Raw genomic sequence first — 18,092 nt, forward strand, 5'->3', positions numbered from 1 at the left:
CGGCGGGGCTTTTTTGTTACAGATGTGCGCTGCAGAATGTGACCTCTTTACGCATTCCGTCCCCCTTTGAAGGGGGTAGGGGGATGATTACGCGTGCTGAGTTAACTTTTTGCAGAATTACGCATTCCCGAGAATCTACTTTTCATTTCGTTTAATGAAATCTCACGTTTCTTCTACTGCCTTTGTCATCCCCCTACCCCCTTCAAAGGGGGACGGAATGCGTGCAAATGTACCTTTCTGTTTAGGGCCTCTTTTTCCAAAAACGGCTCCTAAACAGCAACGCCCGAGGGACTCCCTCGGGCGTTGCTGTTTTCAGAATGATCTAAGGTTACGCTTCCTGCTCATCCACGTCCCTTACCACCAGCGTTAAGAAACCCGCCAGCAAGAGGGAACAACCCGCCAGAACCAGGGTGTAGATAGACTCACCGTTGAAGAAGTGTTTGTTGATGCTATCCAGAACGCCCCCGGCAATGAGCTGCGGAATCACGATGAAGAAATTGAACACGCCCATGTAGTAGCCCATTTTGTTGGCAGGAAGCGAACCCGCCAGAATAGCGTAAGGCATGGACAAGATACTGGCCCAGGCAATTCCTACGCCCACCATGGAGACCAGCAGCATCTTGGGGTCCTGGATAAAGTAAATCGAAATCAGGCCCAAGCCGCCAATCACCAAGCAGATCAGGTGCGTCATGCGGCGGCTGGTGGCCTTCGCAATTTTGGGGAGCAGCAACGCGAAGATGGCAGACACCCCGTTGTAAACGGCAAAACAGATGCCTACCCAGTCGGCGCCCTCGTTGTAGAGTTTGGAGGTGGTGTCTGAGGTGCCGTACACGTGACTGGTGAGGGCAGGGGTGGTGAAAATCCACATGGCGTAGAGCGCAAACCAGGTGAAGAACTGCACGGCCGCCAGTTGTAACATGGTCTTCGGCATCTGGAAAATCCCGAAGAACGTTTCTTTCACGCCAGTCAGGAACGTGGTCTGGTTTTTCTCGGCTTCAAAAGCGGCCATATCCTCCGGCGGATATTCCTTCGTCTTGAGCACGGTCCAGAGCACGGCCAAAAAGAAAACCAGACCGCCGCAGTAAAACGCCCACTTCACCGAAGGCGGAATCTCGCCCGCCGGAGCCGTGTTGGCCACGCCAAACCAGTTGTTCAAGATCCAGGGCAGGGCCGAGGCCACCACTGCGCCAATGCCAATGAAGAAGGTCTGGAACGCAAAACCCGCAGTGCGTTGGCTTGACGGTAACAGATCACCTACCAGCGCCCGGAAAGGCTCCATGGAAACGTTGATGGAAGAGTCCATGATCCAGAGCATACCTACCGCCATCCAGAGCACCGAGGAGTTGGGCATGATGAGCAGGGAGATAGAGGCGAGGATGGCCCCGATCATGAAATAAGGCTTTCTGCGGCCAAAAGTAGGGGACCAAGTGCGGTCAGATAAATATCCGATGATGGGTTGCACCAGCAAGCCGGTGGCGGGGGCGGCCAGCCAGTAAAGCGCGATTTCGGTTCCGCCAAGTGTTTCAAAAATGCGGCTCACGTTGGCGTTCTGCAGCGCAAACCCGAACTGAATCCCCAGAAACCCGAAGTTCATGTTCCAGATCTGCCAGAAACTCAGGCGTGGTTTGGCTTGCGCCTGTATTGTTTGTGCCATGGGCAATTTGTTTGGGTGTAGGTTTTATTTTGGTTTCCGTTTAGGAGCTCTTTTCCGAAAAACGGCCCCTAAACGGAAATGGGTAGTAAGTGAAATTACGCTTTTCTGCTTGATTCTGCTCTTGTATTATTTCTTCTGCAACAGGAAAATATGCGCACTCATTGGTGCCAACGTGATGCTGGTCTTCACGCCAGGCTGCAAGAACAACGGCGGCGTGTCAAAGAGTAAATCCTGTAGAATGAACGAGCCTTTAGCATCGGCGCCCACGGCGGCCAGCGCCGATGCCGGTAAGGAAAGCCCGTAGTTGGCGGCTTCGCGGTTAAAGTTGACCAGCACCAGCACTTGTTCCTTTTCTGTATGCCGAAGATACGCATAGACTCCAGCCGGTGCTGTACCCGCTTCTGCAGTAAGGGCATAAAATTTGCCTTTCCGGATGGCTTCGCGGTTGGTGCTTAGGTTCAGGAGTTTGGTGTAGAACTCGCGGAGGCGCAGTTGGTCTTCGGTGAGTTTGCCGCCGTCAAATTTGCCGCCGTTCATCCAAGCCTGGTGGGCGGGAACGCCCCAATAGTCAAAGATGGTGGTGCGGCCGTCTTCGCCCTGAAAGCCTTCGTGGCCTTTACCGGGTTCGCCTACTTCCTGCCCAAAATACACCATCACGGGGCCGCTGCCCAGGGTGGTGCTCACGGTCATAGCAGGCACGGCGGCCCACGGCGTACCGGCAAACTGCTCAGAGGCAATGCGCTGCTCATCATGGTTCTCCAGGAAGCGCAGCATGTGGTTAGAGATGCCCCGGCTTTCTTCGCGCCATACTTTGGTGATGTCAGCAGTGTTGCCCTGACCACGGTTCTCCATCAATCGGCGCACGCCGTCATAGAGGCCTACTTTGTCATAGAGGTAGTCAAAGCCGCCGGTGGTTAGGTAATTGCGGTACTCCTTAGGGTTGTAAATTTCAGCGATGAACTTGAGGTCTGGGTGTTGGGCCTTCACCTGCGGAATGACCCAGGCCCAGAACTCCACGGGCACCATCTCGGCCATGTCGCACCGGAAACCGTCCACGCCTTTGCCTGCCCAGAAGAGCAGAATGTCGCGCATTTTGAGCCAGGTGTTTGGAGTAGGCGAGAAGTGTTTGCTGCGGTTGTTCTGGTAATCTACTCCGTAGTTCAGTTTCACGGTCTCAAACCAATCGTCCACACTGGGGCTGGCGCTGAACACATCGTTGCCCGAGGCCTTGGCCGGATTCTCATTAAACTTACCGTCTTCCTGCGGACCTTTGAAAGCCGCGCTCAAGGGGTTGTACGCCGCCGGAATCTGCAATGGCTGGCCCGGCAGGTAATAGAAGTTATTGCCGGGTTTGAACGGAACCGTGGTGTCATCCTTCGCCCCGAAATCTTCCACCCCGGCCGGTTTAGCGTCTGAACTGTACTTTCTGGCCACGTGGTTGGGGACGAAGTCAATGATGACTTTCAGACCGTTATGGTGGGTGCGTTCTACTAAAGCTTCAAATTCCTGCCGGCGCTTATCCACATTCACGGCCAGGTCTGGGTTCACGTCATAGTAGTCTTTGATGGCGTATGGCGAGCCCGCGCGTCCTTTCACCACATCGGCATCGTCTAACGGAATGCCGTGCTTGGTATAGTCGGTCATGAGGGCGTGTTCCAGCACGCCGGTGTACCACACGTGCGTGGCGCCCAGCTTTTTGATTTCCTGCAGGGCCACCTCGGTGATGTCATTGAACTTGCCCACGCCGTTTTCCTGCACCGTGCCATAAGTTTTGTTCAGCGTCTTCTTATTCCCGAACAGGCGCGTCATGATCTGGAAAATGACCAGCTTGTGGTCCTGCACTTCCTCCTGGGTGGTGTTGGGGTCAACGGGCGGGGTGGGTGTTTCCATAACGGGGGCCGAGGTTTTATTTTCCGGTGCCTTGGTGGCCGTGGGTGCCGTGGTTTTACACGCACCCGCCAGCGCCGCCAGCAGCAGGAAAGACAGAAAAGAACGGTTGGTCTGAGTCATTGTTGGTATCGGTAGCAGATTTCCTTTTCTACTGGCGCGAGTCTCATGACTCGTGCCTTGGGATGAATGGAGTCTCCAGACTCCTTGGTTTCAACTGGTGGTTCCCGGCGAGTCTAGAGACTCGCATCACCCCTTGTCACGAGACTTTAGTCTCGCGCCAGATTAAACTTCTGTTTTTGGCCTGTTTTCCTGAAAGTAGCCCAAAAACAGAACTATGGCACGGAAGTTACTTCCGTGACTTTCATATACAGTCCATCTTTAGTCATGGAAGTTACTTTCCCGCCATAGAGGGAAAAGTAACCATTTTCTGGTTTCCTTTTTTGGCCTGTTTTCTGAAAAACAGGCCAAAAAAGGAAACCAGGATTTACCGCCTAAAGCAGAGGTTTACGCTAATTGGTGCGCAATTTCCGCTTTGCTGTGGGCGTCAATGGTCTGGGCCTGGTCAAACACCTGCAAGGTCAGCGGCTGCGCCGATTGGTTCTCAATCTGCACGTTGTCTTTGGTTACTTTGATGTTGAGCAAGTGACCTCTGAACCGAATCTTGAAGGAATATGAACTCCAACCGGCGGGGATGAACGGATTGAAATGCAGTTGGTTATCGCGCACGCGCATGCCCCCGAAGCCCTGCACCACGCTCATCCAGGTGCCGGCCATGCTGGTGATGTGGCATCCGTCTTCGGTGTCGTTGTTATAGTCGTCCAGGTCCAGGCGGGCGGTGCGCAGGTAGAACTCGTAGGCACGTTCCTCATCGCCTAGCTTGGCGGCCAGAATGGCGTGCACGCACGGCGACAGCGACGACTCATGCACCGTACGCGGCTCATAGAAGTCATAATTCCGCCGGATGGTCTCCAGGTCATAGCGGTCCTCGAAGAGGTAGATGCCTTGCAGCACATCGGCCTGCTTGATGAACACCGAGCGTAAGATGCGGTCCCAAGACCATTTCTGGTTCAAGGGTCGGTCAGATGCTGGCAGGTCTTTTACCAGGGTCTGTTCTTTGTCCAGGAAACCGTCTTGCTGTAGAAAAATTCCTAGTTCTTCATCCACGGGGTAGTACATGTGGTCAATCACGTGCTGCCACTGTGCGGGTTCTTTTTCCTCGTTCAGGTTCAGTTTGGAAACCAGTTCCGCGTAGCGGGCGGGCTCAGTTTCCTGCACGTGCTGGAGGGCTTTTAGAGTGTATTCCAGCGTCCAGGTGGCAATGGTGGAAGTGTACCAGTTGTTGTTGACGTTGTTCTCGTACTCGTTGGGGCCGGTCACGCCCAGCATCACGTACTGGTTTTTAGCCGATGACCAGTTCACGCGCTGCGCCCAGAACCGGGAAATGCCCACTAAAACCTCTACACCGTATTCCGCTAGATAAGAATCATCGCCGGTGTAGCGGATGTAGTCATGGATGGCGTGCGCGATGGCGCCGTTGCGGTGGATTTCCTCAAACGTGATTTCCCACTCGTTGTGGCACTCCTCGCCGTTGATGGTCACCATGGGGTACAGCGCTGCGCCACCGGTAAAGCCAAGTTTCTCAGCGTTCTCAATGGCTTTTGGCAGGTGCTTGTAACGGTAAATCAAAAGGTTACGGGCTACCTGCGGATCGGCGGTGGCCAGGTAGAAGGGCAGGCAGTAGGCTTCGGTGTCCCAATAAGTCGTGCCGCCGTATTTCTCGCCGGTAAAGCCCTTCGGGCCGATGTTCAGGCGCTCGTCTTCGCCGGTGTAGGTCTGGTTCAGTTGGAAAATATTGAACCGAATGCCCTGCTGCGCCGCCGCATCGCCCTCAATCATGATGTCGCTTTCTTCCCATTTGGCGGCCCAGGCAGCGGCTTGTTCCCGCAAGAGCTGCTCAAACCCTTTTTCGGCCGCCGCCGAAATCACTTTCTTGGTGTTGGTGAGCAAGTCTTCTTTGGGGTGGTTTTCTGAGGAAAGGTTGGCGGCGTACTTGTACAGCACGGTCTCCTGGCCTTGCTGCACGGCCACCTCAAAGCGGGAGGCGATGTATTTGGTGCGCTCCGTTGGGCTGGCGTTCACGGCTATTTCCTGCCCGTTCTGTGTGACCACAAACTTCTGGCCGGTGCACACGTGGAAGAAGGTCTTCTTTGTCTCGGCAATTACGTAGCCTTCGGTGGGCTGGGCTTCCTGCAAGACCTCGGTCCAGAACTTCTCGTCATAGTTGGAGTCGGCGTTCATGATGTCGGCGTCCACGTAAGGGGTGAGGGTGAGCGTGCCGCTGAAATTGAGCGGGGTCACACTGTACTTGATGGCACCCACTTCATCGTCCACGATGCTGGTGAACCGTTTGGCTTCCACGCGCACTTGTTTGCCGCTGGGCAGGGTGGCGGTGAAGCGGCGCTCCAGCCAGCCTTCGCGCATGTTCAGCTCCCGCCGGAAATCGGAGACTTCGCACAGGTTCAGGTCTAAGGTTTCCCCGTCCAGCTGCACGTCAATGCCTATCCAGTTGGCGGCGTTTAAGACCTTGGCGAAGTATTCTGGGTAGCCGTTTTTCCACCAGCCCACGCGGGTTTTGTCTGGGTAATATACGCCCGCCACGTAATTGCCCTGCAGGGTTTCGCCGGAGAAAGTCTCCTCAAAATTGGCGCGCTGGCCCATACGGCCGTTGCCCAGGCTGAAAACGCTCTCGGTAATCTGGTTATAGTCAGGATGGAAGCCTTCTTCAATGATAGACCACTCATCAACGGTCAGGTATTGTTTCATAGGTTGGTATCAAGTATCAAGGACACACGTATCAAGATGGTTTTAATCTATATTTTTGTTTTTGGTCTGTTTTTGGAAAAACAGGCGCTAAACGCGGTTTTGCTTTTTCGTCCCCCTTTGAAGGGGGTAGGGGGATGATTACTCGTGCAGAGTGTAGCATTCCCGAGAATCACTCGGTTCTGCCCTTAGCTAAGGCATTCGGTTCTTCGTCTGGCTTGGTCATCCCCCAACCCCCTTCAAAGGGGGACGGACCTGCCGGAACGTTTCTCTTTCCGTTTTTGGCTTGTTTTCGGAAAAACGGGCCAAAAACGCTTTATGCTTTTTGCTCTAGTTCTCTCAGGCGCGCCACCGACATTTCGGTCAGATCCTTTACCACCACATCTGCCTGGATGAGTACTTCTGGTTGGCCTACGCCCACGCACAGCATGTCTCCGTTTTTGGCGGCTTCTACCCCGGCTACGGCATCTTCAAATACAACGCATTCCTGGGGTGTAACTCCCAGGGCTTCGGCGCCTTTGAGAAACACCTCCGGGTCTGGTTTGCCGTTGGTCACGTGTCGGCCGTCAATGATGGCGTCAAAGTAGGGCAGGAGCTGGGTGCGCTCCAGAATGAGTTGGGCGTTTTTGCTGGCCGAACCCAGGGCGATTTTGATGCCTTCGGTTTTGAGGGCTTTGAGGAAGCCCACCACGCCGGGCAGAATCTCCTCCGGGGTCATTTGGGCTACATCCAGCAGGTACTCGGTGTTTTTCTGTTCGCAGAGGGCCAGCATCTGTTCCTGCGGCAGCGTTTGGCCGCCAATCTCCAGAATGATTTCCAGGGAACGCACGCGGCTCACGCCCTTGAGGCGCTCGTTGTCGTGTTCGGTGAAGTCAATCCCCAGGGTCTGGGCCAGGCGGCGCCAGGCTTTAAAATGGTAAACCGCCGTGTCTACCAGCACTCCGTCTAAATCAAAAAGGCAGGCTTTAATGGTACGCATTGTATTTTGTTTTATGTCTTCGCCCGCTCAAGGGCTTTCTTCTTTTCTGGTTTAGGGCTTTTTTCTGAAAAAGAGCCTCTAAACCCGTTCGTTCTAATTCTCTCTGGGCTATGCTGGTTCGAATTTCCGTTTAGCGGCTCTTTTTCCGGAATCGGCGCCAAACCAGGTTGCTCTGTTTTTCATAAGCCGCCTACGGCTGAAGCTCCAGCACCAGCGCCGTTTTGGCGGGTATTTTAATGGTGGTCAGGGTGTTCAGGTTCTGGTCTGTAAGTACGTTTCTGGCTTTGCTGAACCCTTGCAGGCGCTCCTTATAACGTTCGGTTTTCAGTTCGGCTTCTTTGTCTGTGCTGTTGGTGGCCACCATCACGGTTTTCTTTTCATCATGGCGGAAATAGACGTAGATACCCTCCTGCGGCACAAACTGCGTGAGCTTGCCGCTGTGCAGGGCGGGGGTGTTCTTGCGGTACTGGGCCAGTTTCTTTACAAAGTTGAAGGCCTCGTTCTCGCGCTCGGTACGGCCGGCGGCGGTGAATTTGTTTTGCTTGTCACCGGCAAAACCGCCGGGGAAATCTTTGCGCACCTCGGCGTCTGACGGGTCTTTGAAGTTCTTCATCAGAATCTCGGTGCCGTAGTAGAGTGAGGGGATTCCGCGCTGCGTGAGGAGCCAGGTCATACCCATTTTGTACTTGTTCAGGTCCTCACCGATGACCGAGAAATAGCGGTTCATGTCATGGTTGTCCAGGAACGTGACCAGCTTCATGGGGTCTTGGTACACGGCGTCCTGCGCCAGGGTCTGGTGAATTTTGCTCACGCCTTCGTCCCACCCGAAGTTCTGATTGAGCGCGTCATTGATGGCATTGAACAAAACAAAGTCTAAGGTGCCGGGCTGGTTGCTCTTGAACGGGAAGTTGATGGTATTCTGCACAAAGCGCGCCTGCGCCACCACGTTGTTCACCCAAGACTCCCCGAAGATGTGCAGGTTAGGGTACTCGTTGAGCAGCGCCTGGTTGCAGCGGTTCATGAACGCGTCTTCATTGTAAAGGTACGTGTCAATGCGCCAAGCATCTACCCCAAAGTGCTCCACCGTCCACAACGCGTGCTGAATGAGATAGTTGGCCACGAAGGGGTTGTTTTGGTTCAGATCTGGCATGTGCGGCACAAACCAACCTTTCCGGAGCACTTCATAGTCTGCCTGGGCGGCGTGCGGGTCTATGGTAGGCTGAAATTTATGCGAGGTGTTGGTGTAGGCGGGCCATTGGTTCAGCCAGTCTTTAGAAGGCAGGTCTTTGATAAACCAGTGGTTGCTGCCCACGTGGTTGTACACCGCATCCTGCACCACTTTCATGCCGCGGGCGTGCGCCGCATGGATGAGTTTTTTATACGCGTCATTTCCGCCCAGGCGGCGGTCCACCTGGTAATGGTCGGTGAAGGCGTAGCCGTGGTAGGCACTGCGCTGGGTGCCGCCTTCCTCCGTGAGCGGTTGGTCATTTTCAATGATGGGGTTCAGCCAGAGCGCTGTGGCGCCCAGTTCCTCAAAATAGCCCAAGTGGTTCTGAATGCCCTTCAGGTCGCCGCCGTGGCGTAGGAACGGATTGCTGCGGTCAGCCTGGGTGTCGGCCATGTTCTTGAAAGCATCATTCTTGGGGTCGGCGTTCGCGAAGCGGTCGGGCAGTACCAGGTAGATGAAATCAGCAGCGGTGACACCTTGTGCTTTGGGCTCAGGGGTACGGGCTTTGAGCTGGTACTGGCGGGTGAGTTTCTGCTTGCCCTTGCGGCCCGTGAGGGTGAAAGAACCGGGTTTAGTCTGGGGCGCGAGGGTGAGGTCCAGAAATGCATAGTTGGGGTTCTCCACTGTATGCGTCTTCACCAGCGTCACGCCCGCGTAGTCAATGGTATAGGTAAAGGTGCCGGCGTTGGGACCGTACACCAATAGTTGCAGGTTCTGGTCTTTCATGCCCACCCACCAGAAGGTTGGATCTACGCGGGTGATGGCGGCTTTCTGCTGGGCCCGCCCCGTGAAGGCCAGCAGCACCAACACCAGGAGAAGGAATAAATTAGAGACAAGTCTTTGGATATGTCTTTTCCTCATTGCGTTTAATTTTCTAGTTCAGATGAAGACGGAGCGCTGTATCGATTGCCAAAACTACATTGAGCTGGTTTAAGCCAGATTCTGGAAAAAAGGTCGCTAAACGCCAAACACAGCGCTTGCCCATTGCCGTCATCCCCACCTTGGTATTGTCTCGTCTGTAAGTTCTAAGTACCGATTTGGGTTTTCCTGGGGCCGGAGACGTTAGGAAATCGATGTTCGGCGCTGTGGAAGCGGTTTTGCCTGATACCCAGCAACTCCAGGACAGCATGGTGCCGCTGAGATTATGTCTCAGAGAGAGTGATTCTTCCTGCGCCCGTGTCTGTCTTAGCGTCTCCACCGCGTCAATTGTTAATATGGTAATTTGACGGTGGTAAATCTAAGCATTTTTAATTAAGAAATCGATTTCCTTCTTTTGAAAATGCCAAATTACGAATTGACTTCAGGGGAAATGTCCTTACTAAGCCTTTTATACCTTAAATAATAGAAGATTGACCACCGCGGGCGGCTGTTGAGTTACGTGCCGCAGCCTGTATAGGCAGTGGAGAGATTTAAGGTTTATACACCACAGTACAAGACCAGGCAATGACAGTAGATGTAGCTGGCTAATGTGTTGCTGTAAACTGAAGCGTGCGTTTAGCACCTGTTTTTCAAAAACAGGCGCTAAACGCACGCTTCGGGTAGATGCAGAAAGAAGGCTTATGAAAGCCAATTATAAGAGAGCGGTCCCTGGAAGATGCTTGCGCGTTTCTACGGGACCAGCAGAGCTTAGAGGTAAATTATTCCTATAAGGTCACGCTGTTGGCCGAGTCGGGGGAGGTTCCGGAGGTAGTGTCGGCGGGGAGATCCAGGGAGTCTAAGCCGCCGTCAGCGCCGTCTACCATGTCTTCGGTGTTAGTGGTGCCGGTCGTTTCAGCGGGTTTGCTGTCTCCGCAGGCGGCCAGGGAGCTGGTAAGCATAGCTGCGGCTGCCCATATTGCAATGCAATTCTTTTTCATAGTTGTTTTGGTTAGGATGGTGCTGGGCCTCTTTTAAGCGGAAGCCTTTTTTATTTGTACGGAAATCTTGGGCAAGGGTAGGGAAGTGCCTATCTCCGAAAGGCCAGACGCGTAGGCGTCTTCTATGGAAGAGTGGAGTGAGGGGACCGTCAATCCTCAATCGCCTCAATGCCACGCTCCTTCAGGCGCTCCAGGTTGTCCTTCATGGTCTTGAGTTGCTCTGGAGAGTGCCCCTGCCAGTCGGTAACTTCTCCCGCCACCCGCAGTGCGTCTCGGGTGCGGTAAGACTTGGTGGGATTGCCCGGGAATTTCTTGTCTGTCAGGTTGGGATCGTCTTCAAAAGGGCCGGTGGGTTCTACCAGATAGATTCTGCCGGGAGTATCACCGAGAGCCAGTTCGGCTCCCCAAATGGCTGCGTCCAGAGTAGCGGCGAAGTAGACAAAAGCTGCCTTCTTCCTCTGTCCGTAGTTTGAGTGAAACCCTGGAGTGATCAAGTCGCCCGGCTTAAGGTTGGCTTTGGTGCCATGGAAATACCGCTCAGAACCTGGGTGGAGGGGAGTGGTTTGGTTTTTTTCCTCGTTTCCGTGTGTGCTCATGGTCATAGTTTATTGCCTAATTATTGGTTTAGGTGTAATAGTATTCTTTTGAATGTGTTCACTATCTTCATCCATTAGTTTCCCCATGTGCAGTATCATATACTTGATTCTTTGTGAATTGCTCAGCTCAATCTATAGAGTCGGTAGGCTATTCAAATGCTCCCAGTTCTGTGGTAATGGATAATGGTGTCATAACGGTAAATTCCTTATGACTACCACAAACTATTGCTCATTAATTTATTGCTGTAGGTTTTAAAATAAATTATACTGCTCCGTTAATCCATGGTCTCTTTTTAATCATAATAGTTTTTTACTTCAAGATTATGGTTTTTAAGCAATTCAAGTAGTGCATATTTATGATCGTTGCCAACTAGCACTACTATACTCTTCCCTTTAAACTCGTTAGCGTATTTAATTATATTATTGGCCATGGCGCGGTTTCTTCTGTTCCAGTACTCCATTCTGAGTTCAGCAAAATTTAGCCAATTTTTCAATCCTTCGGTTCTCTTGATAATTGAAAGCATGAGCTCAAAATTGATTTTATTCTTTAGCGCAAGGAATTTAGTTGCCACATCAGAATTTGATTCTCTCAAAGAACTGAAATGGAGTTCAGAGTAACTGCTCAAGGCAGAAAGCAAGATTTCAAAATCAACTTTACAGCTTTCAGATAACTTGTTGTTTTTGTAGATGTTCAGCATTTCGCTGAACATCTTGTTCTCCCGTTCTTGGTAGTTTTCTTTCTGGTAGAATTCATGTCTTCCATTTATGTCAAATGGCCGGAGCTGAGTGCCATATTGTTGTTGGTATTTATAAATAGCAATATTCTCAATGCCTACAAGAAAGTCTTCCAATGGGTACTTTTCTGTATTGAACTTAAAGTCTTTTGTGAAATGCTTGTCTTCAAGTTCCATTAATATTAAATCAGGTTTTATTCTGCTTAAGGCAGCCGTTAAGCTATCTGTATTTATATAGTTTTTCTCTTGATGGACTGTTCCAATCAACCATATATGGTTTTGGCTGTAGCCTGATGAAGTGACCAGTAATGCAAGGACTAAGAATATAAATTTCATGTAATGGTATTTTTTATAATTATTTTGAACGGCTATATTTATACCTTTTTTATATATGAAATAGTAATCTATAATATTTGAACAGCTAATCTTATGAAGCAATCTTTGCGTTTATACCTTTAAGGTAAAAAATTAACCACACAGTTATACTTCTATTAGGTATAAAAAAGAAGCGCCTGCGGATTCCTCCACAGGCGCTTCTTTTTCAGCAATTTTATAAAAAAGTAGACTTATGCCACAGACACACGCTCTAATTCTTTCCAAGCCAGGGCGGCGGCGCCCATAACAGCGGTATTGTTTAGACCTAGGCCAGAAGGAAGGATTTTTACTTTGCCTTTGAAGATGCTCAGCAGGTTTTTCTCCATGTGGTAACGCACAGGGTCAAAGAGGAACTCCTCGGCACGTACCAGTCCCCCAAACAGGAAGATAGCCTCAGGGCTCAGGTGCGCCACGGTGTCGGCCAGTTTCATGCCCAGCACTTTGCCGGTATACTCAAAGCAGTCAATCGCGATTTTGTCGCCGCGTTTGGCGGCTTGGGTAATCATTTCAGCGGTAAGGTCGTTGAAGCTCACGCCACGCAGCTCGCTGTAATCGGTATAGTCGGCCAGGAACTTGTACACAGTACGCTTGATACCGGTGGCAGACACATACGTTTCCAGACAGCCGCGGCGTCCGCAACCGCACACGCGGCCGCTGCCTTTCACGTTCACCAGGGTGTGGCCCAGTTCGCCGGCGTTACCGTCATGGCCATACACCAGTTCGCCGTTCACTACAATACCGCTGCCAAGGCCGGTACCCAGGGTTACCACCACAAAGTTCTTCATGTTTTTGGCACCACCGTAGATCATCTCGCCAATGGCGGCCGCGTTGGCGTCATTGGTGAGGTACACCGGAAGCTTGAAGTAAGCCTGCAGCAGTTCTACCAACGCCACGGAACCATGCCATTTCAGGTTAGGGGCATTCTCAATGGTACCGGTGTAGAAGTTGCCATTAGGAGCGCCCACGCCCACACCAATCACTTTGGCCTCGTCTTCAATTTTTTTGTATTTGGTTTGCACCTCCTGGTAGAGGAAGCGCAGAAAATCATGTACGGTTTCCCCTTCAGTGGTTGGGATTTCGCCTTGGGTTAGAATGATGCCATCACGGTCAATGAACCCGAATTTGGTGTTCGTGCCACCGATGTCAATGCCTAAAATTACGTCCTTCATGAGAGTTTGTAGAGATTGGTGCGGGTAAAGGCACGAGGTACAATGGGTATTCGTGCGGTTACTATTTTTTTCAGACGGAAACTTAAGAAGAAACCTGCATTTTGCCAAATTATCCCCCTCACCGGCCCATAGGAACTGTAAAAATATTGCTGGCCCTAGAAATCTGGTCAATATTTCCGTTTAGCGGCTCTTTTTTGGGAATTAACCCTAAAACAGTAAAAGCCTCTTTGGGGCGGGACGTGCCGCGGCGAGCCTTTCCTGCAGATTGAGCATGGGCTGTCCCCGCTCCGGTACACACCTGTTTTTTTGTACTCCTAAATAATTAAGCAAGTGCTATATTTAGCCAATTTATGCTGGTGAAACCCGATAAAAATGCGTATTTTTGCATGTTAATAACCCACCGAAATCTCAATGAGTGACATCGAACAAAATAACATGACCGCCTATTCCGCAGACAGTATCCAGGTGCTTGAAGGCTTGGAGGCGGTGCGTAAACGGCCCGCCATGTACATCGGCGATATCGGCATAAAAGGTCTCCACCACCTGGTTTGGGAAGTGGTAGACAACTCTATAGATGAAGCCCTTGCCGGACACTGTGATGAGATCAACGTCACCATCCACACAGACAATTCTGTTTCCGTGTCTGACAATGGCCGCGGTATTCCGGTAGATTTCCACCAGAAAGAGGGCCGTTCCGCCCTGGAGGTGGTCATGACCGTACTACACGCCGGCGGTAAGTTTGACAAGGATTCTTATAAGGTATCTGGCGGTTTGCACGGCGTGGGGGTTTCCTGCGTGAACGCCCTCTCCACTGACCTGCACGTAACCGTTCACCGCAACGGGAAGGTGTATGAGCAGCACTATAATATAGGCGTACCAGCCTATCCGGTGCGCGAAATTGGTACCACAGACATTACCGGCACTACGGTGCACTTTCAGCCAGACGCCAGCATCTTCACCGTTACCGAATATAAGTATGAAACTGTGGCCAGCCGTCTGCGGGAGTTGGCCTTCCTAAACAAAGGCATCAGAATCAACCTCACTGACCTGCGCGAGGAAACCGCCCCCGGTGAATACCTGAGCGAGTCTTTCTACTCAGAGGGCGGTCTGCGCGAGTTTGTGTCTTACCTGGAGGAAACCCGGGTGAACCTGATTCCGGAGCCCATCTACGTGGAGAGCGAGAAAGGTGGTATTCCCGTGGAGATTGCCCTTAACTATAACACCTCTTACACAGAGAATATTTTCTCTTACGTAAACAACATCAATACCCACGAGGGAGGTACCCACGTGGCCGGTTTCCGTAGGGCCTTAACGCGTACGTTAAAAGCGTATGCTGAGCGTTCCGGAATGCTGGAGAAAGCTAAAGTGGAGATTCAGGGCGATGACTTCCGCGAGGGGTTAACGGCCGTGATCTCCGTGAAAGTGCAGGAGCCGCAATTTGAGGGCCAGACCAAAACCAAGCTGGGCAACTCAGACGTGATGGGGGCCGTGGACCAGGTGGTAGGCGAGATCCTGAACCAGTTCCTGGAGGAAAATCCCAAAGAAGCCAAAATCATCATCCAGAAAGTGATTCTGGCGGCGCAGGCGCGTCTGGCGGCCCGTAAGGCCCGGGAGATGGTGCAGCGTAAGAACGTGATGGGCGGCTCCGGTTTACCGGGCAAACTGGCCGACTGTTCTGACAACGATCCCGTGAACTGCGAACTCTACTTGGTGGAGGGTGACTCTGCGGGTGGTTCTGCCAAACAGGGCCGCGACCGTAAGTTCCAGGCTATTCTACCGTTGCGCGGTAAAATCCTGAACGTGGAGAAAGCCCAGGAGCACCGCATCTACGAGAGCGACGAGATCAAGAACATGATCACCGCCTTGGGCGTGAGCTTCGGGACGCCGGAAGACGATAAAGCGCTGAACATCTCTAAACTGCGTTACCACAAAGTTATCATCATGACCGATGCGGACGTGGACGGTTCCCACATCAGAACCCTGATCCTGACGTTCTTCTTCCGCTACATGCGTGATCTCATTGACAAAGGCTATATCTACATTGCGCTTCCGCCGCTTTACCTGGTGAAGAAAGGCAAGGAAGAGCGCTACTGCTGGACAGAGCAAGACCGCATTGAAGCCATTGCGGAGCTTGGCAAAGGCAAGGAAGACAGCGTTGGCGTGCAGCGCTACAAAGGTCTTGGGGAGATGAACCCTGAGCAGCTTTGGGAAACCACCATGCGCCCAGACACCCGCAGCCTTAAGCAGGTTTCCATAGAGTCGGCGGCTGAGGCTGACCACCTGTTCTCCATGCTGATGGGGGATGAAGTGGCCCCGCGCAGAGACTTTATTGAACGGAATGCGAAATACGCCCGCGTAGACGTTTAACTACCAGTCACCGCAACAGAAAAGCCTGCCGCAAGCAGGCTTTTCTGTTGCGGTTGGCCTTAAAAAAGTATTACTTAGCAAGTAAAGAGACACTACTCACAGAGGAACCGAAAAAGCGAAGTTGACCACCTGCTTATGAACTCTATCAAGGCATCGGAGCAAATCCGGAGAAGTAACTACATTAGCCGTGACCTTAGCTGGTTGCGATTCAATTACCGGGTGCTGGATCTGGCGCGCAACCCAGACATGCCGCTTTTTGACCGGCTTAAATTTCTGGCCATTACTGCCTCCAACCTGGACGAGTTCTTCATGATCAGGGTGGGTAGTCTGTACAATTACATAGACTACGGCAAGGAGCGCATTGACTACTCCGGGTTGCGGGAGTTGCCGTTCCGGAAGAAGTTGCTGGACCTGGCCCACCGCTTTGTGGGGGACCAGTGCCAGGCGTATGATGACCTGAGACCCGAGTTTGAGAAATTCGGTTTCAACATCTGCAAAGTAGAGGACCTCACGGAGTCTGAGCAGCACAAAGCGGCTTCTTACTTCAAGAACACCATATTTCCGCTGCTTACGCCCATGGTGTATGACAGCTACCACGGCTTCCCGCTCATGATGAACCAGTTGCTCATCTTTGGGGTGATCACCCGCAACGCGGAGGAGGCCAAACCGCAGAGCCGGACCACATTTGTGCAGATTCCGGCTAATCTGAACCGTTTCTTTGAGATCTCGCGCAAGAACAAGATCATTTTTGTGCCCATTGAGGAGATCATCCGCTGGAACATGCACAAACTGTTCCGCAATGTGGAGATTGAGTCAGTGAACCTGTTCCGGATTACGCGCAACGGCGACTTCACGCTGGAGGAAAGCGATGACATGGACCAGGACTTTGTGTATGAGGTGAAGCAGAAGCTCAAGAACAGGAAGAAGGGGAGAGTGGTGCGCCTGGAGTCTGAGAAAGCGCCATCGCCGTATATCTTGAAAATGCTGAAGGAGCGCTGGAATATTGACAATGGCAACATTTTCACCATTGACCGGCTCATTGACCTGAAGGCGCTTTGGCAGATCATCAAGCACCCGCACTTCGCCAATAAAATCCAGCGTCCGCCCGCGCCGGTTCCCGCGCCCAGCTTACCGCCCGGGGCCATGGACAATATCTTTGAGTACCTCAAGGAGCATGATGTGCTGCTGCACCACCCGTACAACAGCATTGACCCGGTGGTGGCCCTGCTGGAGAAAGCCGCCGAGGACCCGTACGTGCTGGGAATTAAGCAGACCATCTACCGGCTGGCGGATAATTCACGGGTGACGGCCGCTTTGCTCAAAGCCGCCGAAAACGGGAAACACGTATCGGCGCTGTTTGAGGTGAAAGCCCGCTTTGACGAGGAACGGAACATCAAAGAAGGGGAGAAGCTGGAGAAAGCCGGCTGCTTTGTCATTTACGGCATCAGCAAGTACAAAACCCACACCAAGATGATGATGATCATCCGGAAGGAAGGGGAGAAGGTGACCCGGTACGTGCACATTGGCAGCGGAAACTACAACGAGCAAACCAGCCGCCAGTACACCGACATCAGCCTGCTCACCACCGATGACGTGTATGCGCATGACGTGTCTGAGTTTTTCAACGTAATTACGGGCCACTCCTTCCCGGAGAACTATGAGTACCTGATCACCGCCCCCAAAGACATGCGGCAGCAGCTCATTGAGCTCATCCGGCAGGAGAGACGCAACGCAGAGAACGGCTTACCATCGGGTATTGTGATCAAGATCAACTCGCTGGAAGACAAGGATGTGATTGATGAGTTCTATGCCGCGTCGCAGGCGGGGGTACAGATAAAGCTGATTGTACGCGGGATCTGCTGCCTGAGACCCGGCCGCGAAGGCCTGAGCGAAAACATTCAGGTAAGCTCCATTGTGGGGCAGTATTTGGAACATGCGCGTCTGTTCTACTTCCATAACAACGGAGCCCCGCTGGTGCTGGGCGGCAGCGCCGATATTATGGTGCGCAGTTTTGAGCGGCGCATTGAGGCCCTGTTCTACATTGTGCATGAAGATCTGAAGCGGCAGGCCATCAACATCCTGCGTTACAACCTCATGGACAACCAGAACTCTTACCTCATGCGCGAAGACGGCTCCTACATTAAACGCCAACCCGCCGAGGGGGAAGCGACCTTTAACATGCACCGCGAGTTCTACCACCTCAGCACTGAGATGGAGGTGGAAAGCTGCCTGTTTTAAGGCTAATTTCAGAAAAAGAGCCGCTAATCAGCAAACCTAAATATAATGCCCGGTAAGGTGAGATCTTACAGATTCTCCATGCCGGGCATTCTATATTCACAGAGATGATCATCTGTAAGTCTAACACAGATCAGTTTTGTTTAAGGCAAAAGAAAAGGTAGCTAAGTTGAGCTACCTTTGAAGGAG

Annotated in this window: 11 protein-coding genes; 2 read left to right on the top strand and 9 right to left on the bottom strand. The window is 52.2% G+C overall.

The features are described from left to right. Window positions 1-328: 328 nt before the first annotated feature. From EFA69_RS14900 to EFA69_RS14935, 9 genes are all read right to left on the bottom strand, one after another. Window positions 329-1,654, bottom strand: a complete 1,326-nt coding sequence (locus EFA69_RS14900; protein WP_245964595.1) for an MFS transporter — start codon at window positions 1,652-1,654, stop codon at window positions 329-331. 126 nt (window positions 1,655-1,780) lie between these two features. Continuing rightward, window positions 1,781-3,544, bottom strand: a complete 1,764-nt coding sequence (locus EFA69_RS14905; RefSeq protein ID WP_123134859.1) for an alpha-amylase family glycosyl hydrolase — start codon at window positions 3,542-3,544, stop codon at window positions 1,781-1,783. A 504-nt stretch (window positions 3,545-4,048) separates the two neighbouring features. Then, the gene (locus EFA69_RS14910; protein WP_123133893.1) at window positions 4,049-6,367 is read right to left on the bottom strand and encodes a glycoside hydrolase family 65 protein; all 2,319 of its coding nucleotides are present in this window, start codon (window positions 6,365-6,367) and stop codon (window positions 4,049-4,051) included. A gap of 313 nt (window positions 6,368-6,680) precedes the next feature. After that, entirely contained in the window at window positions 6,681-7,343 is a 663-nt protein-coding gene (gene pgmB / locus EFA69_RS14915; protein WP_123133894.1) for a beta-phosphoglucomutase, read from the bottom strand. 190 nt (window positions 7,344-7,533) lie between these two features. After that, a complete protein-coding gene (locus EFA69_RS14920) occupies window positions 7,534-9,432 on the bottom strand; it encodes a glycoside hydrolase family 13 protein (protein WP_123133895.1) in 1,899 nt (632 codons plus the stop codon). A 782-nt stretch (window positions 9,433-10,214) separates the two neighbouring features. After that, complete coding sequence (locus EFA69_RS20145) at window positions 10,215-10,427, bottom strand: hypothetical protein (protein ID WP_148041372.1); 213 nt, start codon at window positions 10,425-10,427, stop codon at window positions 10,215-10,217. Window positions 10,428-10,576: 149 nt separating this feature from the next. After that, window positions 10,577-11,023, bottom strand: coding sequence for an NAD(+)--rifampin ADP-ribosyltransferase (gene arr, locus EFA69_RS14925; RefSeq protein WP_123134860.1), 447 nt, complete (start codon window positions 11,021-11,023; stop codon window positions 10,577-10,579). A gap of 293 nt (window positions 11,024-11,316) precedes the next feature. Next, entirely contained in the window at window positions 11,317-12,093 is a 777-nt protein-coding gene (locus tag EFA69_RS14930) for a hypothetical protein (RefSeq protein ID WP_123133896.1), read from the bottom strand. Window positions 12,094-12,323: 230 nt separating this feature from the next. Continuing rightward, complete coding sequence (locus EFA69_RS14935; protein WP_123133897.1) at window positions 12,324-13,301, bottom strand: ROK family protein; 978 nt, start codon at window positions 13,299-13,301, stop codon at window positions 12,324-12,326. 411 nt (window positions 13,302-13,712) lie between these two features. On the opposite strand from EFA69_RS14935, the gene gyrB reads away from it, so the two are divergent. Further along, a complete protein-coding gene (gene gyrB / locus EFA69_RS14940; protein WP_123133898.1) occupies window positions 13,713-15,668 on the top strand; it encodes a DNA topoisomerase (ATP-hydrolyzing) subunit B in 1,956 nt (651 codons plus the stop codon). A 135-nt stretch (window positions 15,669-15,803) separates the two neighbouring features. Further along, complete coding sequence (ppk1, locus tag EFA69_RS14945; RefSeq protein WP_123133899.1) at window positions 15,804-17,906, top strand: polyphosphate kinase 1; 2,103 nt, start codon at window positions 15,804-15,806, stop codon at window positions 17,904-17,906. The last annotated feature ends 186 nt before the right edge of the window (window positions 17,907-18,092 follow it).

The sequence above is a fragment of the Rufibacter immobilis genome, assembly GCF_003721565.1.
In the GTDB taxonomy this organism is placed as follows: domain Bacteria; phylum Bacteroidota; class Bacteroidia; order Cytophagales; family Hymenobacteraceae; genus Nibribacter; species Nibribacter immobilis.